This window comes from Aeromonas sp. R6-1, from assembly GCF_040908165.1.
Taxonomy (GTDB): domain Bacteria; phylum Pseudomonadota; class Gammaproteobacteria; order Enterobacterales; family Aeromonadaceae; genus Aeromonas; species Aeromonas caviae.
Genome location: NZ_JBFODF010000055.1, coordinates 40,275 through 63,029 on the forward strand (window position 1 = coordinate 40,275; position 22,755 = coordinate 63,029).

The following is a 22,755-nucleotide window of genomic DNA, read 5'->3' on the forward strand; positions in this document are numbered from 1 at the left end:
TCGCGCCCTCTAGGCCTGAGTCCCTTGGTCAAGGGGCGATCTGGACAATAAGTGCGGCCAGGATCCTGTCCCACGCGCTTTGATATCTGGCTGACGGCCGGAAAAGAGAACGCCCCGATCATCGGGGCGTTTTGCAGGGTGTCACCGGGGCACCGCCGTTTATTCGGCGCTGCGGTCCAGCTCGCGCTCCAGGGCTGCCGCCTTCTGGCGAGCCGGATAGGTGTTGAGTCGCTGCCAGTAGGCCTCAAGGTGCGGGAACTGGGCCAGCTGGCCGCTCTGGGCCAGCAGATCCACCAGGAAGGAGTTCAGGATGTCGGCGCCGGTGAGGCGATCGGCCACCAGGTAACGGCGGTTTGCCAGCACCTCATCGAGATAACCCAGCACCTTGGCGCACTCGGCTTTGGCGTAGTCCGGCAGGAAGCGCATCGGGCTGCCATCCTTGCGCACGAACATGTCGAGCAGCAGCGGCAGAATGCCGGAGCTCTCGGCGAAGTGGAGCCACTGCAGGTATTCGGGATACTCCGGGCTGTCGGCGGCCGGTGCCAGCCGGTCCGGGGCGTGGCGGGCGATCAGGTACTCTGTGATGGCACCGGATTCCGCCAGCACCCGCCCGTCAAACTCGATGACCGGCGACTTGCCGAGGGGGTGGACGGCCTTGAGCTCGGGCGGCGCCAGAAAGGTGGCGGCATCGCGCTGGTAGGCCTTGATCTGGTAGGGCAGGCCCAGCTCTTCAAGCAGCCAGATGATGCGCTGGGAGCGGGATTTGTTCAGGTGGTGCAGGACTATCATGGAAACCTCGACGCAGTGACGGAAGGCGGTGATACGTAGCGCCCCGGCAGCAGGTTCACTGATGGATGAAAAAGAGCGGGCGTGGTGCCCGCTCCTTCGTCGATTGACTCAGGCCTCCAGCGCCTGATCCAGATCCGCCAGTATGTCCTCGATGGCTTCGATCCCCACCGACAGCCGGATCATCTCAGGTTTCACTCCAGCCTTGGCCTGCTCCTCTTCGCTCAACTGGCGATGGGTGGTGGAGGCGGGGTGGCAGGCCAGGGACTTGGCGTCGCCGATGTTGACCAGCCGCTTGAAGATCTTGAGGGCATCGTAGAAGCGCACGCCCGCCTCGTAGCCGTCCTTCAGGCCGAAGGAGAGGATGGCCGAGGGGCGACCGGCCATGTACTTCTCCGCCAGCGGGTAGTGGGGGTGACCCGGCAGACCGGCGTAGCTGACCCAGGCCACCTTGGGGTGGTGCTTGAGGTGGTGGGCCACCCGCAGAGCGTTGTCCACGTGGCGCTCCATGCGCAGGCTCAGGGTTTCCAGCCCTTGCAGCAGCAGGAAGGCGTTCATCGGCGCCAGCGCTGCGCCGGTATTGCGCAGCGGCACGGTGCGCACCCGGCCGATGAAGGCCGCCGGGCCGAAGGCCTCGGTGTAGACCACCCCGTGATAAGAAGGCTCGGGTTGGGTCAGCTGGGGGAAGCGCTCGGCGTGATCCGCCCAGGGGAACTTGCCCGAGTCGACGATGACGCCCCCCAGGGAGTTGCCGTGGCCGCCGACATATTTGGTCAGGCTGTGCACCACGATGTCGGCGCCGTGTTCGATGGGTTTGCACAAGACCGGAGTGGCGACCGTGTTGTCGACGATGAGCGGCACGCCGCGGGCGTGGGCGGCCTTGGCCAGGGCGGCGATATCGACGATGTTGCCCGCCGGGTTGCCGATGCTCTCGCAATAGACCGCCTTGGTCTTGTCATCGATGAGGGCGGCGATGGCCTCGGCGCTGTCATCCTGGGCGAAGCGCACCTCGACCCCGAAACTTGGCAGCATGTGGGCGAACAGGGTGTAGGTGCCGCCATAGAGCTGGGGGGTGGAGACGATGTTGTCACCGGCGGCGGTCAGCGCCTGGATGGCGTAGGTGATGGCGGCGGAACCTGCCGAGACCACCAGGGCGGCGATCCCCCCTTCAAGGGCGGCCATCCGCTGCTCCAGCACATCGTTGGTGGGGTTCATGATGCGGGTGTAGATGTTGCCCGGTACCGCCAGATTGAACAGATCCGCCCCGTGCTGGGCGCTCTCGAACTCGTAGGCCACCGTCTGGTAGATGGGCACGGCCACCGCCTTGGTGGCGGGATCGCTGGAAAAGCCGTGGTGCAGGGCCAGGGTCGCATCTTTCATCACACACTCCTTGTTGGATGTCACCATTATGGATGGATAGACGTCCAATCTAGCAGTCCTGGCGCCGATGTAAACCACCCATTCCGGCAAAGCAATGCCGGGGGATGGCGGTGAGCGGATGGCGTCGGTGACGGCAACCTCAGAGACGGCGGCGATACTCCCTGTCGTCTATCTGGTGCATATCCCACTGCATCAGGCGGTTGAGCTGCACCATGGGATCTTCGACCAGCGTCAGAGGGCGGGGCAGGATCCTCAGGAAGTAGCGACGAAGGGTTTGCTGGATCCGGTTCGGTTTGAGGGGGTTGGCATGGCTCATGATGGTGCTCCTGTGCAGTGGTTCTCACGTTCGCCAGCAGTATTGAGCTAAAATGCGGAAGTAAAAACTGATGACTTTCAGAGACAGGATTTCCTCTTTTATGCCTACCACCCGCCTTTATCAGCAATTTCAACGGCTCACCCAGCAGCTTGGCTGCGATGAGCGGGAGATCAGCCTCGCCGAGGTGGCGGATCTGCTCTGCTGCACCACGCGCAATGCCCGCCTGCTGCTGCGCCGCATGGAAGGGCAGGGCTGGCTGTGCTGGACGGCGGAGGCAGGGCGGGGGCGGCGCTCCCGCCTCACCCTGCTCGACAACCAGGAGAGCCTGACCCGGCGCCGATTGCGGGATCTGCTGAGTCAGGGCCAGCTGGCGCAGGCGGTGCGACTGGCCGAAGATCGCCTGGATCTGCTCACCCCGCTGCTTATCGAGCAGCTCGGCCAGGCCACCCGGGAGGGGCGCCAGATCCTGAGGGTGCCCTACTACCGGCCCCTGCCCGGTCTGCTGCCCACCGCGCCCTTGCGCCGCTCCGAAATTCACCTGAGCCGCCAGATCTTCAACGGCCTCACCCGGCGAAATGAGGAAAATGGGGAAATCGAGGGCGATCTGGCTCACCACTGGGAGCAGGTCGGCCCTTGTCACTGGCGCTTCTACCTGCGCCCGGCGGTGCGCTTTCACCACGGGCGTGAGCTGGTGGTGGAGGATGTGATGGAGAGTCTGCTGGCCTTGCGGGATCGCCCGTTGTTCGCCCATCTGGCGCGGCTGGAGAGCCCCTGGCCGCGCACCCTGGATCTCTATCTCGACAGCCCGGATCCTCTGCTGCCCGACCTGCTGGCCGAGCCGGTGGCGGCCATCCTGCCGCGCGAGCTCAAGGGGGAGGCGAATTTCGCCCTGCAACCGGTGGGTACCGGCCCCTATCGGGTGATCGCCAACGACCCGCTGCAGCTGCGCCTCGCCGCCTTTGACGACTATTTCGGCCTGCGCGCCCTGCTCGACGAGATCGACATCTGGATGTTGCCGGAGCTGGCGGAGCGGCTGGAGAGCCACCTGCAGCTGGGTCGCGACAGCCCCGAGCTTGGCACCATGCGCGGCGAGTCGGAGCTCGAATCGGGCTGCTACTTCCTGCTGCAGGACGAGCGCTCCCGCGCCTTGCAGGATCCTGCTCTGCGCTACTGGATCATTCAGCTGCTCAGTCCGGTGGCCCTGATGGCCCGGGTGGCACCCGAACTGCAGCGGGGCTGGACCAGCGCACTGGGCCTCCTGCCCCACTGGCGCGAGAGCCTGCCTCTTCCCGAGCCCGGCCCGGTCAGCCTGCCAGCGCGGCTGGTACTGGCCTGCTTCAACCAGCACCTGGAATTCAACGAGTGCGCCAGCGCCATGAGCAGCCTGCTGGCAGAGCAGGGGATCCAGCTCGAGGTACGTACCCTGGACTACGGCCGCTGGGTGAGCGGGGAGGATGAAGATGTGGATCTCTGGTTCGGCACCCTCAACCTGGAGCATGAGCACGCCTTCGCCCCTTACGCCTGGCTTCAGGGCACCCCCTTGCTGCGCCGGGTGTGGGGCGGCCAGCAGGCCCTGTGGCAGGGATTGACGCAGTGGCGCGCCCATGGTGAAGAGCCCGGCCCCCGCGCCCTGCTGGCCGAGGTGCAGCGCCAGAGCTGGTTCGTGCCGCTGTTTCACCACTGGTTGGAGCTGGAGAGCCGGGTCGGCGTGCACGGTGTGCGCATGACGGCCCTCGGCTGGTTCGATTTTCGCAGCGCCTGGTTAAAGCCCGAGCAGGTGGCGCAGGAGCCGGAAACCGGCGGTGGCTCTCACCCCCAGGCAGGGACGCTTGAGTCGGACGGGTTGGCGCGCTAGCCTGTGCGCGGTCCTACGACAAGGAGTCGACATCCATGCTGGAAATGCAGATCCAACCCCGTTTTCAAGAGACGGACGCCCTCGGCCACATCAACAACACGGTGCCGGCGGTCTGGTTTGAATCGGCCCGTGATCCCCTGTTTCGCCTCTTCTCCCCCGAGCTGGATGTGCATGACTGGCATCTGATCATCGCGGGCTACACGGTGCAATTCAAACGGGAGCTGTTCTATGGCCAGATGGTGTCGATCAAGACCGGCGTGCGGCGTATCGGTACCAGCTCCTTCACGCTCTGGCAGGAAGCCTGGCAGGGCGGCGAGCTGGCGGTGACCGCCGAGACGACCCTGATCCATTTTGACTACCGGTCCCGGCAGTCCATCCCTTTGAGCGAGGCTCACCGGGAGGGACTGAGGACCTGGCTGGTAGAGAGTTAATCCGGCCTTCGGGCCCACCACAGGACACTTATGCGCACAACCGCGATCGCCCTGAGCCTCGGCTTGGGACTGGGACTCTGCTCCCTGCCTTCATTCGCCGCCTCCCTGGCCGAGCAGTTCACCCTGATGGAGAAGGGGGCCAACAGCGCCCTCGATACCCGCTTGTTCAGCCACGATGGCGTTGACATCAAGGCCTGGGTCGACGGCACGCCCGTCATCATCGCCGTGCCCATCCTGAACGAGCAGGGCAAACAGGAAGGGGAGAGCCGTTACTACTTCAAGGGCGGCAAGCTGTTCGGGGTGAAGGAGCCCGCCGCTCAGTTCGCCTTCGATGACAGTGGCAAGCTGACCCAATGGCTGGACGACAAGGGGCAGCCTGCGGAGTTTGTCAGCAAGATGAGCATGCAGCAGCGGGAAGCCTGGCTGACCAGACGGGCGGCCGAGCTGGGCGGGTTGTTTGCACCGAGCACCGCCGAGGAGAAGGCTGACAAGGGGGGCGTCAAGCTCAAGGGGGCCGAGCTCGCCCAGTGGCTCTGCAATGGCAAGCTGATGGCGCTGGCCGGGGGTGACAAGGTGACCTTCGAGCCGGCCAAACTCAAGAGGAATGCAGAGGGCATCAAGGGAGAAGTTTCCCTGCGCCAGGAGAAGGGGTGGCAGGATCTCTGCCTCACCTGCGAGGTGCAGGGCAACCGGGTGACTCGCCTCACCTGGCAGCCGCTGCCGGGGGCCAACAAGCCGCAGTAAGGGCGGCAGCGTCAAAGAATGGGGGCCCACTTGCGGGCCCCTTTTTCATGCCGGTTACTGCTCGCCCAGGGTGAGCCGGGTGAGGGCCTCCACCCGTCGCCACTGACCGGGCTCGAACCAGCGTGCCAGGATCTCCGGCTGCTGGCTGGCACGGGCCTCGGCAGGCAGGGGCCTGATCTCGGCCAGATAGCCGGCCAACTGCTGCTCGAACCCCTGCTGGCTCTCTGCCAGCTGGTGCAACCGGTCTGCCGCCTCCGGTCCCAACTGTTCGCGCAGTGCGGCGTCACGCCCTACTGCGGGGAGTTGCTCCAGAGCCTGCAGATCGCCGAGCAGGCGGCTGTTGGCCTCCGCCTCCCGAAACCACTGGGGCTGCTCCGCCAGCCAGAGCTCCAACTCACTCGCCAGCAGCGGCTTGTCGGCATCGCTGGCCTCCGCCAGCGCCTTGCGGCGCAGGGTCCACTGCTCCATCAGCCTGTCCTCGGCAAACAGCTGCTCCTGCTCGGCCGGGGTGAAACGCTGCCTGCGCAACTGCTCGCGCTCGTCGAACAGCTTTTGCAAGCTGGCGAGGCCCGGATCCGCCGGCACCGTCAGGTTGCCCTCGGCCGCGAGAAAGGCTTCATGGCGGGCCTGCAGCGAGCCCTTGTCCGACGGCGGTGCGGCCTGCCTGACCAGAGGGGAAGCGGGCCCGGCATGTTGCGGCGAAGGGGCGGTTGCGTCAGCGGAGGTCCAATACTGCCAGCCCCCCAGCAGCAGGGCCGCCGCCATCGGAACGGCCATCAGCCATGCCCTGTTCATAGTCCCAGCCTCTGCAGGCGGTTGGCGTGCTGGCGATAGAGGTTGACCGGGTCGGTCTCGAACAGGTGGCGAATGCCGAACGACTGGTTCACCTCGTCCAGATGGTTCATGCGGTAGTGGGTGCCGATCACCTTGCCGAGGTGGCTGCTGCACACCCCGACCAGGCCGTCACTGGGCTCCTTGAAGAAGCTGCCGGTCAGCGCCAGCGCCGGATCCACCGGATCCAGGATGTTGGTCATGGTGCCGCGTCCGCTCCAGGAGAAGTAGTAGACCCCGTTGGCGGCCTGCATAGGCCCTTCACCGCAATGCTGGCTCGGCAGCCCTTCCGGGTAGCGCTGGTTGAAGCGCTGGGCGCCGGTGCTGGTGAGGGCGTCGAGGGCGGCGAGGGGATCCTGCGGCAGCTGGCTTCCCCCGGAGAGCAGCGAGATGACCCCGGACAGGGCCGAGGCGGCGGCCACCGCCAGACCTTCGGCCGCCGAGCCCGGCGTCACCTTGGCCCGCACCAGGTCGGCGATCTCCGAGCCATGGTTGACCCCGCCCACGCTGGTGGCGGAGGCGACCAGCTCGGGGGCGACCGAAGCGACATAGCGAATGGTGGGGCCACCGTGAGAGTGGCCGATGAGGTTCACCTTCTCCGCCCCCGTGATGGCGAGCACCTGCTGCACCTGCTTGAGCAGCTGTTCACCGCGCAGCTCCGAGCTCTGGGTGGCGGAGACTTGGGCCACGTAAACCTTGGCGCCATCCCGGGTCAGGGCCTGGGGGATGCCGTAGAAGTAATCGACTCCGAGCAGCTTGTCGAAACCGAACAGACCGTGCACCAGCACTATGGGGTAGCGGGTCTGGGTATAACCGGCGCCCTGACCCAGCATGGGCAGGGCGCACAACAGCATCAATAGCCATCTTTTCATCTTCACCGTCCTTGTGAAAAAACCGGCTGCATTCTGGTCGTCACCGGGGGTCGTCACCGGGGCAGCCACCGGCCTCATGCCAGTACCGGCAGCATGGTAGCTGAACTCAAATGTATCTGTGGGTGGGATCACTAAACCGGGGATTGCAGAAAAACCCTACCCATATGGGCAAAAAAGGCGGCACCAACTATTCCTTGTGTCTGCCCATTAAATAAGTTAAATAATAATTATTATCATTTGAGTGGTCGAGTCATGACGGGAACCTGGGTGAAGGGGTGGGTCGGTACCACCGGAGCGGACAGCAGCATGGCGCACTGGAAGGCGCAGACCCTGAGTGGCAACCGCCATTTCGATGCGGGGGAGTACGCCAGGGCGCTCGACTGCTATCAGCAGGCGCTGTGGCTTGCCCGCCAGCAGTTTGCCGACTGGCACGATGCCGACGAAGCGGTGGCGGCCCTGGTGGTGGCCCATCACAACCTGGCGGATCTGCTGGTGGCCATGACCCTGCCGGATCGGGCCGCCGACCTGCTGTGTCACATCCATGATTGCCTGCTGGCCACCAGCCAGTCCCCCACCAGTGCCGCTGCCCTGCGGGAGGCGGCTGTTCGCCACGCCCGCAGCACCCGTACCGAGCTGCTCGCCTTTCTGGGCAAACACGGTCATCACGACGGCATCCAGCGCAGCCTGGGTCAATGTCTGTGTCAGACCGGCTCTGCCCATCAACTGCATTGAGCCCAACAGGAGAGACAATGAACATGAGCCATACCCTGCCAGCCCTTCCTTACGCCTATGACGCGCTGGAACCCCATATCGATGCAAAGACCATGGAGATCCATCACAGCCGTCACCATCAGACTTATGTCACCAACCTCAATGCCGCCCTGGCCGATCTGCCGGAGCTGGCTACCCTGCCGCTGGAGGCATTGCTTGCCCGTATCGACAGCCTGCCGGCCCAGGTTCAGGGGGCGGTGCGCAATCACGGCGGCGGCCACGCCAACCACAGCCTGTTCTGGCAGGTGATGAGTCCACAGGGCGGCGGCGAGCCGGGCGGCGAGCTGGCCACAGCGATGGAGCGGGATCTGGGTGGGCTGGAGGCCTTCAAGCAGGCCTTTACCCAGGCGGCGCTGAGCCGTTTTGGCAGCGGCTGGGCCTGGCTGGTGGTCGATGGGCGCGGCAAGTTGCAGGTGGTGAGCAGCGCGAACCAGGACAGCCCCCTGATGGAGGGGCTCACCCCCATACTCGGGCTGGATGTGTGGGAGCATGCCTACTACCTCAAGTATCAGAACAAGCGTCCCGACTACATAGCCGCGTTTTACAACGTGATCGACTGGGACGAGGTGGCACGGCGTTACGTGGCGGCGCTGGCCTGATCACCGGAAATACCGAGCCCAATGAAAGAGACCCGCCTGTTGGCGGGTCTCTGCTATTGAGGGGTCGGCGCACTGCCGGTTGGCGGCGCCACACTGGCGGCAGCCGGATTATCCACGGGCGTTGCCTCGCTCGGCACGGCTGCGCTGGTGGCCGGGGCACTGCTGGTTGGCATTGCTGCACTGGCGGCAGCCGGGCTATCCATGAGCGTTGCCTCGCTCGGCACGGCGGCGCTGGTGGCCAAGGCTCCGCTGGTTGCAGCCGCCGCACTGGTGGCGGTTGCCGCGCTCACTGCCGCTGCCGGTTTGGCCTTCGGCTTATGAGGGGGCGGTGCAATGGGCAGGCAGGGCTGGCTCGCGCCTATGGTGCTCAGCGCCTGGCAGGGGACCGGGCCGCCGATGACGATGGGCTCGCCGAGGAACTTGGGACCCTTGTCCAGCACGTAGAGGTCGAGCAGCCCCATCAGGCGGGCGAACACCTCGCGCACCCGGGTCTTGATGCCCTGATAGGCGCTGGGATCCACGGCGTTGAAGCCGACCGCCTCGATGCCGAAATGGCGGGCGATGAAGATGGCTCGCTCGTTGTGAAAGGCCTGGGAGACCACGGTGAAGTGGGCCTGACCGAACACCTCCTTGGCACGCACGATGGAGTCCAGGGTCCGAAAGCCGGCGTAGTCGCTGTAGATGGCGTTGGCCGGGATGCCGGCCTGGATCAGGGCCCGCCGCATTTGGCGCGGTTCGTTGTACTGCACGGTGGCGTTGTCGCCGGAGACCAGGATGTAGTCCACCTTGCCGTTGTTGTAGAGCTCGGCGGCGGCCTTGATCCGGTATTTGAAGTAGTGGTTCGGGCTGCCGCCAATCAGGTATTTGGAGGTGCCGAGCACCAGGGCGACCCGGTTGTAGGGCACCGCGTTGACGTCGTCGTAGGTGTAGTGACGGGCGTCCGAGACGGTCCACTCGCTGTAGCCAAGCAGGGCGGCGATGGAGGCCAGCAACAGGCAGAGGCAGGCGAGCAGGATCTTGGCAAACTTCTTCATGCGCGGTGCGGTTCGGGTCTGAAGTAAGAGAAGACAGGGGGCCATTCTATTACAAGTTGTTGTGGCGCGTCAGGTTTGATGGCGGCGCAGGGGCTCACTCGGGCAGAGGTTGTCGCAGCGCGCGCCAGGATCCCGGGCTTATCAAACGGCGCCATAAACAAGGGGCGGCCATGGCCGCCCCTTGTCATCGCCGTCTCGTCCTCAGTGGGAGGAGTCGTTGGCCTTGCACTTGTCGGAGTCCTTGTTGGCTTCCCACCAGGGCAGCAGCTCGCGGCCGAGCCACTGCTGGTAGGCCTCGCTGTCATTGGCAATCAGCTGGTCCAGCTCGGCTTCGAAGGCACTCATGGCCTGCTCTCGATCCGGGCCTCGCAGGGCCCGGGCCATGGCCAGCCAGCTGGCGCCGCGACCGGTCTCGTTCAGGAAGCGGTGCACCGTGTAGGACCAGGAGTAGACCATCTCGCCGCCCTTGTCGTAATCCAGGTGCAGGATGTCGGCGAGGGCCGGACGATCGCTGGCCGGGCGGCCGGTGACGTTGTCCAGACCGCGGGCGAAGCACTGGCCGTGGGCGATGAACTCCGCCAGCCCTTCCGACCACCAGGTGGTGCGGTTGAGCGGGTAGTGGCCGAAGCTGCCGTACTGGTTGAAGCGGCCGTCCAGGTAGTGCACGTACTCGTGGCGCAGGTTCCACACCTGGAATGCAGGGCGCTTCCACTCCGCCTCGTAGGCGAAGAAGCGGGCCTGGTTGCCGGGGCGCGCCGGATCCCCTTCGAGGTAGATGCCGCCGTTGTCGGTGGAGACGCCGCCGAACAGGGCACTGCCGTAGCGTTTCCAGTCAGCGGAGGAGTCGAAGATCACCAGTTCCAGCGCCTCGTTGTGATCATCCGCCACCGGCTGCCAGCCGGTCTCCATCTGCTGGTGGAACTGCTGCTCTTCGGCACCCAGTTCACGGCAGATCCCCTCGGCCTGGCTCATGGTCAGATCCTGGGCCCGCAGGCGCAGGGTCGGCGAGCAGGTGTGCTCGAACGGCAGCACGTCCTCCACCCGGACAGGGGTGCAGAGACCGGCGAAGTCACCGCTGATGCAGGCTTCGCTGGTGCGGTCCGTGTAGGTCAGGTAATAGGTGGAGAGGGTCAGTGACATGTCTTCCAGCAGGTCCTGACTCTGCTGACCACCAGGGATCAGGTCGTGGTGGCGAACCAGTGCGATGACGGAGTCATCCAGCAGCTTGCGGTAGCCGTCGAGCTCGTCCGGGCGGGTATAGCGGGCGACCCGGTAGAGGCGGGTGTAGGCATCCAGCACGTTGTTGAGCAGGAACAGATCGGCGCCATCCCTTCCTTGCCACAACGCGAGTTCGCTCATGCCGAGGGCGTGCAGCTGCTTGCGCAGCTCGCCATCCTGCTGGCGGAAGTCGTTGGCGAAGGGGTCGCTGTAGTCGCTGGCGAAGTCGAGGAAGTTGAGCAGATCGAACAGGCCGGTTGCCCAGGCGTGCTGACCGTTGATCTCGCTGGCATGGCGGGTGGCGTAGGCCAGCATCTGGTTGAACTCGCCGAGCAGGGTGCCAAAACGGCTCTGCACTGCCGGGCTCTTGAACTGGCCGTGCAGGGCGATGCTCCAGGCACCCATGACGGCACCTACCTCGTCGCTGGCCTGCTCCGGGAAGAGCAGCGGATGGGCACCCAGTGCGGTCAATGCCTCGGCCAGCGCCTCGGCGGCGGCCGGGCCGTCTTCCTTGTGCTTGCCGTAGTTGTGGTAGTTGTGGGCTCGCACGTATTCCAGCAGCAGTTTCATGGCCGGATGGGCCGGCTGATTGGCCGCCAGCAGGCTCTGGATGCCGCGCGACACGGCCAGCAGCTTGGTGTCATCGTGACCATAGTTCTCCTGCCAGACCGGCGCGGGCTGGCCACTGGCATCCTGCACTATCTTGGCAGCTTCGGCGTCCAGCAGTTCGGTGCCCGGCAGATCCGGCTCGGAGCAGGCGCGGCCGTCGGCACGGCGACAGTCGAGCTGCTCTTCCTTGCTGGCCAGCACGATGGGGTGGTTGAGCACCCGGCTCTCCTGCCACTCGGTTGTTTCCGGCAGGGTCTGCCATTCGCTGCCCCCCACCGGGTATTGATAGCCGGTGTCCTTCAAGACCACCTGCACTTCGCTGCCGGCGGGCAGGGTCTGACGGCACACCCGATAGCTGATGGTCTTGTCCCCTTCCTGACGGGTCTGGGGTTCATCGCACTCCTGCTGGGCCTTGATCTCGTCCAGCAGCCAGGTGTACTGGCGCCAGACGTGCAGCTCGCTCACCTGTTTGGCGGCCTGGCTGCCCGCGATGGGCTGCAGGCGGAAGAAGATCTGCTCGAGGCGACCATCCCGTTCATTGGGGGTCTCTTCCAGCACCTTCAATTGCTGCCAGTTTTGCGGCTGGTACTGCCATGCCTGCTCGGCGCAGCGACCTTCGGCGTTGAGCTCACAGCGATCCAGCTCCTGCTCGCTGTGACCCAGAATGACCCGTTCAGCCAGCGGCAGACGATCCTGACGCGGCGCGGTCGGGGTGCCCGCCAGCGGCTCCCAGCGGCCCTGCTTCATGCCGTAGCCATTGTCATAGCTGCTGGCCGGGACGGCCTTGCCGGCCGGTACCACCTCTTCACAGCTGAGGTAGCGGATCTGCCAGCCCTGCTCGATCTTGAGTTGCGGCTCGCCGCACTGCTGCTCTGCCAGCGCGGCCAGGTTGGCATCGCGCCAGTCGAAGCGGCGATACACCCTCAACTGCTGATAAGGGGCGTCGCTGCTGTGGGCGCTCAGTTCAAAGGTCACTTCGGTGAGACGATCCCCCAGCTGACGGCTGGATTCACCGTTGAGTTGATACTGTTGCCAGTCGGAGGGGGAGTAGTTGGCCAGCGCCGAAGTGGCGAGCAGGCTTGGGGCTGCCAGGAGCAGCAGCCGGGGAGAGAGGTGCTTCATCATGATCCCTTTGGTGGATGGAGAGGCGTGGGGACCAGAGAGGGTATTGGGCTCCAAAGGAATATCAATTGGCCAGATGGCGCAGCGAAATGATGCATTCGGGAGCAAACAACATAAAAACAGCCCCAAAGGGGGCTGTGTTGATAGCAAGGACTCCGCCCCATATGGGGGAGGCGTCACTCCTCTTGTCGCAAGCTGCGGGCTAGCAGGGTGCGGGAGGGTTTCAGATTGCCGCCGAGATCCGGCCAGGGATGCCACTGGTCCGGCACCATGAAGCCGGGTAACGACACCCTGATCCAGGCGGCCAGTTCGGCAGGGGGGACAGGTTCGCCATGCCAGTCGATGAAGGCGGCGGGCCTATGCCCCCACTCGTCGCTCGGCACCGGCACCACCAGGGCCTGGGCCACGGCGGGGTGATCCACCAGCCGCTGCTCTATGGTCTCGGGCTGGATGTTCTCCCCCCCCGAGATGAAGAGGTTGTCGAGCCGCCCCTCCACCACCAGATCGCCCCCCGGAGTGAGGCGGCCCTTATCCCGGGTGTGGAACCAGCCCTCTTCATCGAGGGGGCGCACCAGCTCGCCTTCCCTGAAATAGCCGGCAAACAGGGTCTCACCGCGCACGCAGATCTCCCCCTGGCGGATGCAGACCTCCCGCCCCGGCAGCGGGCGGCCCACCACGCCGGCGGCGCAGGGTTGCCCGGTGCAGACCTGGCTGCCCATCTCGGAGAGGCCATAGCTCACTTTGGGCTCCAGCCCCAGAGCGGTCAGCCGGTTGACCAGGGGCGCCGGGATGGCGGCGCCCCCGAGCAGCAGCTCTCGCACTCGGGTGCGGGATGGGTCGAACCCCTGTGCCAGCAGGCGCCAGAGCTGGGTCGGCACCAGCGAGAGGTGGGTGATGGGCTGATCCTCGAGCCGCGCCTTGAGGGGCCGGGTGCGATCGTCCAGCACCAGGGCGGCTCCCGCCAGGAAGACCCGAAACAAGATAGCGTAACCGCCGACGTGAAACAGTGGCAGGGAGAGCAGCCAGCCGCAGGCTTCGTCCAGGGGGATCAGGGTGGCGGAACCCCGGGCCGAGGCGAGGTGGTTGGCGAGGCGGTGGACCACCGCCTTGGGGGTACCGCTGGATCCCGAGGTGAGGATCATGTTGTTCGGCTGGTCGGGTACCAGCGGGGACTCCCCATCTGCGGCCAGATCGCCCGTGAAGTCGAGGCTGAGGGCTTGCCAGTCGCCCGCCGGGATCTCGCCTGCCGACCAGAATGCCCGGGCCTCGAGCTGGCTCGCCAGTTCGCTGTGTCTGGTTGCCGGAAAGGCGGGATTGAGGGGGCAGAAGACGATGCCGCTGCGCACGCAGGCCCAGGCCAGCAACACATCCTCCAGAGCGCCGCGCACCACGGCGGCGAGATGATCTCCCCGTTCCAGCCCGGCCCGGGCGAGCTGATTGCACAGGCTGTTGAGGCGCAGGTCGAGGCGCTGGTAGCTAAGAGGCTCCCCGCTGTGGATGGCAATACGATGAGGGGCCAGTGTCGCCCAGCGTCGTACCGGGCAGGTTTCCTGCCGTGGGATCTGACGGGTCACCATGGATCAGTCTCGGTGAAACAGGGGGTCCATCCTGCCCGGATCGGGTTGTCCCTGCTTGTCCAGCAGATCCCTGGCCAGCCAGCGGCGGGTATCGAGGCCAGGGGCCTGATCCGGCGCCCACTCCCCCGCGAGGCGGGCGAGCTGACCGAGGCCGAGACCGGACTCGAAACAGGAGGAGACGATCACCTTGAGTTTCAGTTCGCGAGCGCGGGCTACCAGGGCCTCGCTGTTGGCCAGGGTGCCGAGCAGGGTCGGCTTGAGCACCAGGGCGCGCAGTTGCGGGATGGGCTCCCAGGGCTTGCCCTGGGCCAGCAGTTCGTCCAGCGCCACCGGCATGCCGGTGCGGCTGGCGACGAAGGCGATGTCCTCGAAGTCGGCGCACAGATCTTCGAGGTATTCGATGCGATTCGGATCCAGGTGGCCGCAGAAGGCCCAGGCCTCCTCGCGGGTCCAGCCCTGGTTGGCGTCCAGGACCAGCTTGAGGTTGGGGCGCCGATCGAGCAGCAGCCGGATCAGCGCCAGCTCGTCGCGCATGGGGTAGCGGGCCACCTTCAGCTTGGCCTTGAGGGGGGTCTCGTGCAGCCACTGCTTCCAGTTCTTGAGCAGCTCCTGGGGAGAGCCCTGGATCAGCGGATAGGGCTCGGGCAGGGGGGCACCCTGCTCGGGCCAGCTACGACGGGCGCAGTCGAGCCCGAACTGCACCGAGGGCAGCTGTGGCGTCGGGGTCTGTCCCCGCGCCAACTGCGCCAGACAGTCGAGGGCCTCGGCCTGGGCGTCGGCCAGGGTCTCTTTGGAAAATCCTGGCAGGGGGGCTATCTCCCCCCAGCCATCGTCGATGCGTACCAGCAGGCCCTCGCGCGCTACCTGCAACTGACCGTGAAAGGCCAGGGGCTGGGTAAAGGGTAGTTGGTAGCGGTAGAGGGCGAGTGTCATCAGGGGTTCCGCTTGTATTTGGAGAAGTCGGGACGGCGTTTCTCGTTGAATGCGTTGCGCCCTTCCTGACCCTCTTCGGTCATGTAGAACAGCATGGTGGCATTGCCTGCCAGCTCCTGCAAACCGGCCTGGCCGTCGCAGTCGGCGTTGAGGGCCGCCTTCAGGCAGCGCAGAGCCATGGGGCTGTGTTGCAGCATCTCGCGGCACCAGCGCACGGTTTCACGCTCCAGCTCGGCCAGGGGCACGACGGTGTTGACCAGCCCCATGTCGAGGGCCTGTTTGGCGTCGTAGAGGCGGCAGAGGAACCAGATCTCCCGAGCCTTCTTCTGGCCGACGATGCGGGCCATGTAGGAGGCGCCCCAGCCGCCGTCGAAGGAGCCCACCTTGGGGCCGGTCTGGCCGAACTGGGCGTTGTCGGCGGCGATGGTCAGGTCGCACATCATGTGCAGCACGTGGCCGCCACCGACGGCGTAGCCAGCCACCATGGCCACCACGGGTTTGGGGCAGGTACGGATGTCACGCTGGAAGTCGAGCACGTTGAGGTGATGGGTGCCTTCATCGTCCTTGTAGCCACCGTAGTCGCCGCGGATCTTCTGGTCGCCGCCGGCGCAGAAGGCCTTCTCGCCGAAGCCGGTGAGGATGATGGAGCCGACCTTGTCGTCGTAGCGGGCATCGGCCAGGGCTTGCAGCATCTCTTTCACGGTACGGGGGCGGAAGGCGTTGCGCACCTGGGGACGGTTGATGGTGATCTTGGCAATGCCCTCTGGGGACTTGTGATAGAGGATGTCCTCGTAACCGGCGGAGCAGTCGTGCCACTCGACAGGGGCATAGAGCTCGGCTTCCGTCATTGCTTCAATCATGGATCTTCTCTTCTGGTTGGTGAGCCCACTCCCGCAGGAGCCGGGCAAAGGTATCGGGCTGGCTTGTGTGCAGATTGTGTCCGCCATCCAGAGCCAAGTGTTTGATATTGCAGCCTTGCTTTACCAACTGGCAAGCGAGGGCATGGAATTTGTGATCCCGGTTGCCTGAGATCCACTGCACCGGCAGCCGGGTATCCCGAAGCCAGGGGGCGAGATCCGGCTGCCGCCCCAGGGACGTGGCCCTCAGCATGGCGGCCACGGCCTTGCCGTCGTTGCCAAGGCGGCGTGCGGCCTGGCGGGTGCGGGCATCGTCGTCCAGGTCGGCGAAGACGCCCTGGCGGTACCAGTCGGCAAGCACCCGGGTCAGGGGCTCGCACTCGAAACGCCGGGCCCAGGCTTCATCGTGAGCGATGCGGGCCGGACGTTCCCCGGCAGGCAGCCCGGGGTGGCAGTTCTCCAGCAGCAGGGCCTGCAACCCCGCCGGGGAGTGGCTGGCGTGATGAAGCGCGAGCCGCCCCCCCAGCGAATACCCCACCAGCCGGTAGTGGTCGATATCCCGCGCGGCCAGCTCGTCGCAGAGCCAGCGATGGGCCTCGTCAAAGCCGCTCACCCGCAGTGCCCGGTTGCGGCCGTGGCCCGGCAGATCCAGGGCATGGCACGGGACGCCGGGCAGGGTCTGGATGACAGGTCGCCAGTCGTCGGCGTCCCCCAGCAGGCCGTGCAGCAGCACCAGCGGCGCGGCGGGATCAGAGACCACGGATAGCGGCTCCCAGTGCCTTGAGATCCTCGGCGACTTCACTGCTCGGTACCTTGATTTCAATCAGGGTTACCCCGTTTTTCAGGGCTGCGGCATAGTCCTGCTCAAATGCGTCGAGGGTGGTGGGGGCCCGGTAGTGCAGGCCGAACATGGCGGCGGCGTGCTCGAAGTGCAGGCCGTGGGGCAGGCAGTAGTAGGTCTCCAGCAGGGCGTCCCGGGTGGGCACAGGCAGCATGCGGAAGATGCTGCCGCCGTCGTTGTTGAGCAGGATCACCACCAGGGGGCGGCTCCCCTTGCCGAGCAGCGCCAGGCTGTTGAGATCGTGCAGGGCGCTGAGATCCCCGAGCAGCAGGGTGGTGGGCTCGCGACTGTCAGGTGGAACCGACTGTGCGAAGCCGTATGCGGTGGCGATAAGGCCATCGATGCCGGAGGCGCCGCGGTTGGTCATCACCCGGCTGGGGCCCTTGCCCACCTCGCCCAGCATGTCCATCAGCCGGGCCGGCATGCTGTTGCCGACGAACAACTGACCCTGGATGAGCTGATTCAGGCGGTGGCACACTCCGAGCTCCGAGAAGCGATCACAGGCGGTGCGGATCTGCTGGCTGATGGCCTGCTGGCGCGCGGCCAACTGGTGCCAGGGCTGCTGCGAATGGGGGATTGGATGGGCGGCCGCAAAGGCGGCGGGGTCGCACACCAGGCGACGGCGCAGCCGGTAGTCGGGGTCGAGGCGTGCCGGCTGCGGGTCCACCAGCCAGTAATCCTGCCAGGGGTGTTGTTTGATGAACTGGCCGAGGCGCTTGGAGATGAGGCGAGCGCCGAATTGCAGCAGTACCTCGGCGCGGGCCAGCTCGGCCACGAAGTCGCTGTGTTGCAGGGCGAGATCCGTGTGGACGAGGTTGCGATCATCGAAGCGGATCTGGCTTTGCAGATCCGCCAGAAGGGGCCAGCCGAGGCTGTCTGCCAGCTCGGCCACCGCCTTGCCTTGCACCGGATCCTGGATGCGCCCGGCGACGATGACACCGCGCTTGCCCTTCAGCTCCTCCCAGTCCGGCTGGGCGGGGCAGCCCGGCTCGCCCACCAGCCAGGGGCTCCAGGGCTTGGCCGAGTGCAACCAGTCGCCGAGGGGCGCCAGGTAATCGGAAAAGTCCAGATAGTGGTCGCCGGGGTAGAGGGGCTCGGGGTACATGCAGTTGAAGTGCACCGGCCCCGGGGTGTGCGCCTGTCGGGCCAGGGCCTGATCCACCGAGCTCAGCACGAAGGCCGCCGGAATGGCGGGAGTGGGGCTCGGCAGATTTTGCTGATAGACGGGGTAGCGACCGAAGATCCCCGGCTGATCGATGGCCTGGTTGGCCCCGTTGTCGATGAGCTCGGGTGGCCTGTCGGCAGAGAGAATGATGAGCGGGACCCCGGTGAGCTGGGCTTCCGCCACCGCGGGCCAGAGGTTGGCCACCGCGGTGCCCGAGGTCATGATCACCGCCACCGGGCGGCCGCTCCCCTTGGCCAGCCCCAACGCCATGAAGCCCAGACCCCGCTCGTCGAAGTGCAAATGGCGGCGAAAGCCCGGGTGGGCTGCGGCGGCCATGGTGAGCGGCGCCGAGCGGGAGCCGGAGGCCAGGGCGATGTCGCGTACGCCGAGGCGAAAGAGCTCTTCCAGCAAGAGGGAGGACCAGACATGGTTGAAGGTGGCGTGATGGCTGGCAAAGGCGTGATGCGCGGACACGTGGCTGGCGGACATGAAGCTCTCGCAGTGAGGAGTCGGTGAGAAACGCTATCCCAGCAGGGAGAGCACGTTGGCGATCTTGTTGTCGAGTTCGGCCCACTCGGCGGCGGGCTCCGATCCCGCCACTATGCCGGCACCGGCGAACAGGCTGATGCGTTGGCCCCTGATCCGGGCGCTGCGAATGGCGACGGAGAACTCCGAGGTCTCCCGGCTCAGCATGCCGCAGGCACCGGCATACCAGCCGCGATCATGGGGCTCGCATTCACGGATGAAGGCGAGCGCTGCCTCGCGGGGGGCGCCCCCCACGGCGGGAGTGGGGTGCAGGGCAGCCAGCAGTTGCCAGTCGCAGACGCCGGGTTTGAGCTCGGCCTCGATGTCGCACTTGAGGTGTTGCAGCAGCCGCAATTTCAGAATGCGCGGCTCGGTCAGGGTGGCATCGGTCGTGAGGGGGGCCAGGCGGCTGAGAATGTCGGCGTGAACCAGCCGGTTCTCCAGCCGGTTCTTGCTGTCGGCCAGCAGCTCGGCGGCCAGGGCCGCGTCGGTCGCCTCATCCCCGGAACGGCGAATGGTGCCTGCCAGCGCCTCGGTAAAGAGGTGGCCCTTCTCCCGGCGGTAGAGGCGCTCAGGGGAGCAGGAGATGAAGCTCTGCTCGGGGGAGAACTGAAAGCCGAAGTGGAAGCACTCCTGGGCGTGGCGGGCCCACTGTGTCAGCAGGGACCAGGGGCAGAGGGGCGCATCGTGCGCCTCGCTCTGGAGCAGGCTCTCCCGCGACAGCACCACCTTGGGGGTGCGGGCCTGGAAGTCGGGGGCCGTGACCTGCTCCACCAGGGTCTGCCACTGGGCAGGGCCAGGCAGGTCCTGGCGCTGCCATGGCCGCTTTTGCAGGGCGGGCAGGGGGGCCTCGGGTTGCAGGGCATCAAGCGCCGCCTCGGCGGCGCAGAGTTCGGCTTCGAATGCGTGACCCTCTTCCCGGGCGGGCAGCCAGAGATTGAGGCAGAGGCTGGTGCACTCCCCCCGGCGTACCAGCTCGATACGGGGCAGCACGAAGCGGCAGGGGCCAAAACCCTGCCAGCCGGGCAGATCCGGGTCGAACGCCAGACCGCCGTAGTAGCGAGGGCTGTCTTCACTGGCCGAGCCGACAAGGTCGCAGACCCGCTGGATATCCTCCGGCCGGGTCAGTTCGTGGATGGCGCCAAGCGCCACGTACTCCGGGCTCTGTTGCCCTCTGGCGTGCCAATAGATGCGGGGGTAGAGCGTCTGGGCCGCCAACCAGCCGGGAAAGACGTCGACGTGAGCGGCCACGCGCAGTCGCACGAAACCGCTGACAGTGCTGTGACGCAGGGCGTCCAGTTGTTGCTTGAGGTGGGTCTGAGCCAACATGGATGTCTAGTCTGAGCCGGATAATCGCGATCGCTCCGGGGGAGGATGGCGCAGGTTGATGCCAAAGGGCGACGATTTCCTATATATTATCTGCCCATTCGTCCATGTAAATTGCCCGGGGGAGCCGACGCCCCCGCGCAGCCAAGTATACCTAAATCCGGTTCGATAACCCTTAACACGATCAATATCTGATTGTTTGGCCATCACAATATGACAAATACCTTCTCTGTTTGGTTGCTGGCGGCGCGTTTGCGAACACTGCCCCTGGCGTGCTCCTCCATCTTGCTGGGCTCGGGGCTGGCAGCCAGCCGGGGAGCGTTCGACGGCACCATCATGGGGCTCTCCCTGCTGACCGCCATCCTGCTGCAAATTCTCTCCAATCTTGCCAACGACTATGGGGATGCGGTCTCCGGTGCCGACAACGGGGAGCGGATCGGTCCCCAGCGCGCCGTGGTTTCCGGCCTCATCACCCGGCACCAGATGTGTGTGGCCATGGGGCTGACCGCCCTGGCGGCCGTGGTGAGCGGCCTCTCCCTGCTGGTCTGCGCCTTCGGGGAGGCGTGGCAGCAGATCCTGACGTTCATCCTGCTGGGGGGAGCGGCCATCGTCGCGGCCATCACCTACACGGTGGGCAAGAGCCCCTACGGCTATCGCGGCTTCGGGGACATCTCGGTGTTCCTGTTCTTTGGCCTGCTGGGGGTGCTCGGCTCCTACTACCTCTTCACCCATCGCCTGGAGTGGGACCTGTTGCTGCCCGCCACCGCCTGCGGCCTGCTGGCGACTGCCGTGCTCAACATCAACAACGTGCGGGACATCGAGACCGATGCCGCCAGCGGCAAGATCACCCTGGCGGTGCGCCTTGGCCGCAACCGGGCCATCGCCTATCACTGGGTCTTGCTGGGGGCGGCGCTGCTGGCGACCATCGCCTTCCTGCTGACTCAGCCTGCGAGCCTCTGGCCCTGGATCTTCCTGCCCGCCATGAAGCCCCTCACCGATGCCGCCCGCACCCTGCGAGAGAGTTTCGATGGCGAGGTGCTGACCGGCGCCCTCAAGAAGACCGCCATCAGCGCATTTCTGTTCAGCCTGCTGCTCTCCGCCGGGCTGGCGCTCACCTGAGGCCGACGCGTTTGGCAATGAAAAGGGCTCCCGAACGGGAGCCCTTTTTGCTGTTGTGTCGATGCGTTGTTGTTCATCAGACCGATGTGATGATCGCCAGGGGAGGAGCATGCCGCCAGGCGAAGGATGATGCCAGGTGATGCAGACGACGAGGGCCCCCGACAGGGAGCCCTCGTGTGGATGAGGCGGGCTTGCCCCTGGGTCAGCTTGCCTGGGCTACGGCCGTGCGGCGAGAGAAGAAGAGACAGTCCAGCAGCCAGATGGCAACCATGGAGGCCCCCACCAGCGGGAAGCAGATCCCGAGCACGACCAGCACCGCGATGGCACCGCCCATGGGAGGCAACTTGGCGGGCAGGGGCGGGGCGGCGAGGCGACCACTGGGACGGCGGCTCCACCAGATCCAGAGCCCGCTCACCGAGCTTGCCAGAATCATCAGGCAGATGAGCAGCATGACGAGCTGGTGCGGCCAGCCGTAGAGCTTGCCCATGTGCAGCATGACGCCGGTTTCCACCGTCTTGGCGACCGGGCCGTAATCCTGCCAACGCACGTCGACCAGCACCTTGCCGCTGTATTGGTCGATGTGCAGGGTGGCGTCGTTGCGGGGATCATCGGCAAAGATGGCGATGGTATAGACGCCGGTTTCACCGACCGGGGGGGTGATGCTGTAACCCGGGCTGACCCCACGCTCGCTGGCGATGTCGACCACCTGTTGCAGCGGAATGCGATGGCTGGCCATGACCATGCCCTCGTGTCCGCCGCCATGGGTCATGGCGCTGTGATCATGGCTCTCTGCCGTGGGTTGGGAGCTCGGCATGGGCAGGGTCTCGGCCCCCCAGGAGACGGTCTGTTCGTGAGCCTGGTTGAGGCTGCGGGTGAGGGGGGCCGACTTGGGCACCTCGTTCCACATGGCCGCAGGGAAGCGGTTCCAGACATCGGCGAACTGGCCGCCCCAGAAACCGGTCCAGGTCATGCCCGTCAACAGCAGCAGCAGCAGGAAACCCGCGCCCCAGAAGCCGACCACGGCGTGCAGATCACGCCACCAGAGACGGCCGCGCTGGTGCATTCTCGGCCAGAGGATGCCCCCCACACCCGGCCCCTTGCGGGGCCACCAGAGATAGAGTCCGCTGACGAGGAGCACGATTCCCCAGCCTGCGGCCAGCTCGATCAGGCGATCACCCGTGGTGCCAAGCATCAGCTCCGCATGGAGAGCGCGCGCCACCGCCTGCAGGTTCCACTTGTTGTCCATGGTACCGAGCAGGGCGCCGTTCGCGGGATCCATGAAGAGGGTCAGCTCCTGCCCTTCACGCATCACGACTATCTGGGCGCTCGCGTCCGCTGCCACCGGGGGCAGGTATTTGCGCAGGCTGGCGTCCGGCATGGCGATGGTTGCCTTGGCCAGCAGCTGGTCGGCACTCAGGGTCTGGGTGGCGGGCGTCACCTTCATCAGCTGGGGGTAGAGCAGGTTGTCCAGCTGCGGCTTGAACAGGTAGACGATGCCGGTGAGGGAGAGCAGGATCAGGAAGGGGGCGACGAAGAGACCGGCATAGAAATGCCAGCGCCAGATCCGTTGGTAATAACTTGCGTCTTGTTGCTTCATCGTTGATCCCTGGGTGAACGCCAAAAGGTTTCAGTAGGTGGAATGTTTTGAGTGGCGCGGATGATAGCAGCAACGTTTTGTTAACTGCAACAGAACATGTCGAAGAAATGTACATTCCGCCACTGGGGTAAAAACGGGGGGTGAATGGCGCTTTCCGTTCACAATGGGGGGAGCTTCATGGACTTTTCGGGGATAAATTCTTACTTTGTGGCAACACAGGGCATATCAGCCGCAGCGAAGGACTCAA

The 22,755-nt window shown here is 65.6% G+C and carries 20 protein-coding genes; 6 read left to right on the forward strand and 14 right to left on the reverse strand.

The genetic code is table 11. The features are described from left to right. Positions 1-159: 159 nt before the first annotated feature. The 3 genes from AB5Y68_RS19400 to AB5Y68_RS19410 form a co-directional block, all read right to left on the reverse strand. Entirely contained in the window at positions 160-789 is a 630-nt protein-coding gene (locus AB5Y68_RS19400) for a glutathione S-transferase family protein (RefSeq protein WP_039039787.1), read from the reverse strand. Positions 790-897: 108 nt separating this feature from the next. Further along, positions 898-2,166 carry an aminotransferase class I/II-fold pyridoxal phosphate-dependent enzyme gene (locus AB5Y68_RS19405; RefSeq protein ID WP_323923039.1) on the reverse strand — a complete coding sequence of 423 codons (1,269 nt, stop codon included), beginning with the start codon at positions 2,164-2,166 and terminating at the stop codon, positions 898-900. Between the two features lie 139 nt (positions 2,167-2,305). Continuing rightward, complete coding sequence (locus tag AB5Y68_RS19410; RefSeq protein ID WP_080988754.1) at positions 2,306-2,482, reverse strand: hypothetical protein; 177 nt, start codon at positions 2,480-2,482, stop codon at positions 2,306-2,308. A 100-nt stretch (positions 2,483-2,582) separates the two neighbouring features. Between AB5Y68_RS19410 and sgrR the strand changes: the two genes are divergently transcribed. From sgrR to AB5Y68_RS19425, 3 genes are read left to right on the forward strand one after another with little or no spacing between them, the layout of a single operon-like run. Continuing rightward, the gene (gene sgrR, locus AB5Y68_RS19415; protein ID WP_182935160.1) at positions 2,583-4,337 is read left to right on the forward strand and encodes an HTH-type transcriptional regulator SgrR; all 1,755 of its coding nucleotides are present in this window, start codon (positions 2,583-2,585) and stop codon (positions 4,335-4,337) included. A gap of 35 nt (positions 4,338-4,372) precedes the next feature. Beyond that, the gene (locus tag AB5Y68_RS19420) at positions 4,373-4,768 is read left to right on the forward strand and encodes a thioesterase family protein (protein ID WP_041214362.1); all 396 of its coding nucleotides are present in this window, start codon (positions 4,373-4,375) and stop codon (positions 4,766-4,768) included. Between the two features lie 30 nt (positions 4,769-4,798). Continuing rightward, positions 4,799-5,512 carry a hypothetical protein gene (locus AB5Y68_RS19425; protein ID WP_368207488.1) on the forward strand — a complete coding sequence of 238 codons (714 nt, stop codon included), beginning with the start codon at positions 4,799-4,801 and terminating at the stop codon, positions 5,510-5,512. Positions 5,513-5,566: 54 nt separating this feature from the next. On the opposite strand, the gene AB5Y68_RS19430 is transcribed toward AB5Y68_RS19425, so the two are convergent. Next, positions 5,567-6,307 (reverse strand): lipase secretion chaperone, encoded by a 741-nt coding sequence (locus AB5Y68_RS19430; protein ID WP_039039784.1) that lies wholly within the window; start codon positions 6,305-6,307, stop codon positions 5,567-5,569. After that, positions 6,304-7,215, reverse strand: a complete 912-nt coding sequence (locus tag AB5Y68_RS19435) for a triacylglycerol lipase (RefSeq protein WP_039039783.1) — start codon at positions 7,213-7,215, stop codon at positions 6,304-6,306. The genes AB5Y68_RS19430 and AB5Y68_RS19435 overlap by 4 nt, the downstream gene beginning before the upstream one ends. A gap of 306 nt (positions 7,216-7,521) precedes the next feature. Between AB5Y68_RS19435 and AB5Y68_RS19440 the strand changes: the two genes are divergently transcribed. After that, entirely contained in the window at positions 7,522-7,947 is a 426-nt protein-coding gene (locus AB5Y68_RS19440; protein WP_368207505.1) for a hypothetical protein, read from the forward strand. A 23-nt stretch (positions 7,948-7,970) separates the two neighbouring features. Continuing rightward, positions 7,971-8,585 carry a superoxide dismutase gene (locus AB5Y68_RS19445; protein WP_182936360.1) on the forward strand — a complete coding sequence of 205 codons (615 nt, stop codon included), beginning with the start codon at positions 7,971-7,973 and terminating at the stop codon, positions 8,583-8,585. 53 nt (positions 8,586-8,638) lie between these two features. Here AB5Y68_RS19445 and AB5Y68_RS19450 read toward each other — a convergent pair whose 3' ends face one another. The 8 genes from AB5Y68_RS19450 to AB5Y68_RS19485 all read right to left on the reverse strand — a co-directional run bounded on the left by AB5Y68_RS19450 (position 8,639) and on the right by AB5Y68_RS19485 (position 19,795). After that, a complete protein-coding gene (locus AB5Y68_RS19450) occupies positions 8,639-9,619 on the reverse strand; it encodes a vancomycin high temperature exclusion protein (RefSeq protein WP_182935162.1) in 981 nt (326 codons plus the stop codon). A gap of 201 nt (positions 9,620-9,820) precedes the next feature. Then, positions 9,821-12,568, reverse strand: coding sequence for a collagenase (locus tag AB5Y68_RS19455; RefSeq protein ID WP_368207490.1), 2,748 nt, complete (start codon positions 12,566-12,568; stop codon positions 9,821-9,823). Between the two features lie 176 nt (positions 12,569-12,744). After that, positions 12,745-14,145, reverse strand: coding sequence for an o-succinylbenzoate--CoA ligase (gene menE / locus AB5Y68_RS19460; RefSeq protein WP_039039781.1), 1,401 nt, complete (start codon positions 14,143-14,145; stop codon positions 12,745-12,747). A 3-nt stretch (positions 14,146-14,148) separates the two neighbouring features. Beyond that, on the reverse strand, positions 14,149-15,078 hold the full coding sequence (menC, locus tag AB5Y68_RS19465) for an o-succinylbenzoate synthase (RefSeq protein WP_039039780.1): 930 nt from the start codon (positions 15,076-15,078) through the stop codon (positions 14,149-14,151). Continuing rightward, positions 15,078-15,926, reverse strand: coding sequence for a 1,4-dihydroxy-2-naphthoyl-CoA synthase (gene menB / locus AB5Y68_RS19470; protein WP_010672740.1), 849 nt, complete (start codon positions 15,924-15,926; stop codon positions 15,078-15,080). The genes menC and menB overlap by 1 nt, the downstream gene beginning before the upstream one ends. Before the next feature lie 4 nt (positions 15,927-15,930). Beyond that, entirely contained in the window at positions 15,931-16,695 is a 765-nt protein-coding gene (gene menH / locus AB5Y68_RS19475) for a 2-succinyl-6-hydroxy-2,4-cyclohexadiene-1-carboxylate synthase (RefSeq protein WP_039039778.1), read from the reverse strand. Further along, entirely contained in the window at positions 16,685-18,430 is a 1,746-nt protein-coding gene (menD, locus tag AB5Y68_RS19480) for a 2-succinyl-5-enolpyruvyl-6-hydroxy-3-cyclohexene-1-carboxylic-acid synthase (protein ID WP_039039777.1), read from the reverse strand. Before menD ends, menH begins: the two co-directional genes overlap by 11 nt. Positions 18,431-18,463: 33 nt before the next feature. Continuing rightward, a complete protein-coding gene (locus AB5Y68_RS19485) occupies positions 18,464-19,795 on the reverse strand; it encodes an isochorismate synthase MenF (protein WP_039039776.1) in 1,332 nt (443 codons plus the stop codon). Between the two features lie 210 nt (positions 19,796-20,005). On the opposite strand from AB5Y68_RS19485, the gene AB5Y68_RS19490 reads away from it, so the two are divergent. Next, positions 20,006-20,911 (forward strand): 1,4-dihydroxy-2-naphthoate polyprenyltransferase, encoded by a 906-nt coding sequence (locus tag AB5Y68_RS19490; RefSeq protein ID WP_039039775.1) that lies wholly within the window; start codon positions 20,006-20,008, stop codon positions 20,909-20,911. Between the two features lie 202 nt (positions 20,912-21,113). On the opposite strand, the gene AB5Y68_RS19495 is transcribed toward AB5Y68_RS19490, so the two are convergent. Continuing rightward, positions 21,114-22,508: a PepSY domain-containing protein gene (locus AB5Y68_RS19495; protein WP_039039774.1), complete on the reverse strand. Its 1,395-nt coding sequence runs from the start codon at positions 22,506-22,508 to the stop codon at positions 21,114-21,116. Positions 22,509-22,755 lie beyond the last annotated feature (247 nt).

Coding starts and splice junctions, on each gene's coding strand:
- AB5Y68_RS19400 (WP_039039787.1), bottom strand. CDS start 789: ATGATAGTCCTGCACCACCTGAACAAATCCCGCTCCCAGCGCATCATC.
- menE (WP_039039781.1), bottom strand. CDS start 14,145: ATGGTGACCCGTCAGATCCCACGGCAGGAAACCTGCCCGGTACGACGC.
- AB5Y68_RS19405 (WP_323923039.1), bottom strand. CDS start 2,166: ATGAAAGATGCGACCCTGGCCCTGCACCACGGCTTTTCCAGCGATCCC.
- AB5Y68_RS19455 (WP_368207490.1), bottom strand. CDS start 12,568: ATGAAGCACCTCTCTCCCCGGCTGCTGCTCCTGGCAGCCCCAAGCCTG.
- AB5Y68_RS19495 (WP_039039774.1), bottom strand. CDS start 22,508: ATGAAGCAACAAGACGCAAGTTATTACCAACGGATCTGGCGCTGGCAT.
- AB5Y68_RS19425 (WP_368207488.1), top strand. CDS start 4,799: ATGCGCACAACCGCGATCGCCCTGAGCCTCGGCTTGGGACTGGGACTC.
- menC (WP_039039780.1), bottom strand. CDS start 15,078: ATGACACTCGCCCTCTACCGCTACCAACTACCCTTTACCCAGCCCCTG.
- menD (WP_039039777.1), bottom strand. CDS start 18,430: ATGTCCGCCAGCCACGTGTCCGCGCATCACGCCTTTGCCAGCCATCAC.
- AB5Y68_RS19420 (WP_041214362.1), top strand. CDS start 4,373: ATGCTGGAAATGCAGATCCAACCCCGTTTTCAAGAGACGGACGCCCTC.
- AB5Y68_RS19435 (WP_039039783.1), bottom strand. CDS start 7,215: ATGAAAAGATGGCTATTGATGCTGTTGTGCGCCCTGCCCATGCTGGGT.
- AB5Y68_RS19450 (WP_182935162.1), bottom strand. CDS start 9,619: ATGAAGAAGTTTGCCAAGATCCTGCTCGCCTGCCTCTGCCTGTTGCTG.
- AB5Y68_RS19485 (WP_039039776.1), bottom strand. CDS start 19,795: ATGTTGGCTCAGACCCACCTCAAGCAACAACTGGACGCCCTGCGTCAC.
- AB5Y68_RS19410 (WP_080988754.1), bottom strand. CDS start 2,482: ATGAGCCATGCCAACCCCCTCAAACCGAACCGGATCCAGCAAACCCTT.
- AB5Y68_RS19430 (WP_039039784.1), bottom strand. CDS start 6,307: ATGAACAGGGCATGGCTGATGGCCGTTCCGATGGCGGCGGCCCTGCTG.
- AB5Y68_RS19490 (WP_039039775.1), top strand. CDS start 20,006: ATGACAAATACCTTCTCTGTTTGGTTGCTGGCGGCGCGTTTGCGAACA.
- AB5Y68_RS19445 (WP_182936360.1), top strand. CDS start 7,971: ATGAGCCATACCCTGCCAGCCCTTCCTTACGCCTATGACGCGCTGGAA.
- sgrR (WP_182935160.1), top strand. CDS start 2,583: ATGCCTACCACCCGCCTTTATCAGCAATTTCAACGGCTCACCCAGCAG.
- menB (WP_010672740.1), bottom strand. CDS start 15,926: ATGACGGAAGCCGAGCTCTATGCCCCTGTCGAGTGGCACGACTGCTCC.
- AB5Y68_RS19440 (WP_368207505.1), top strand. CDS start 7,522: ATGGCGCACTGGAAGGCGCAGACCCTGAGTGGCAACCGCCATTTCGAT.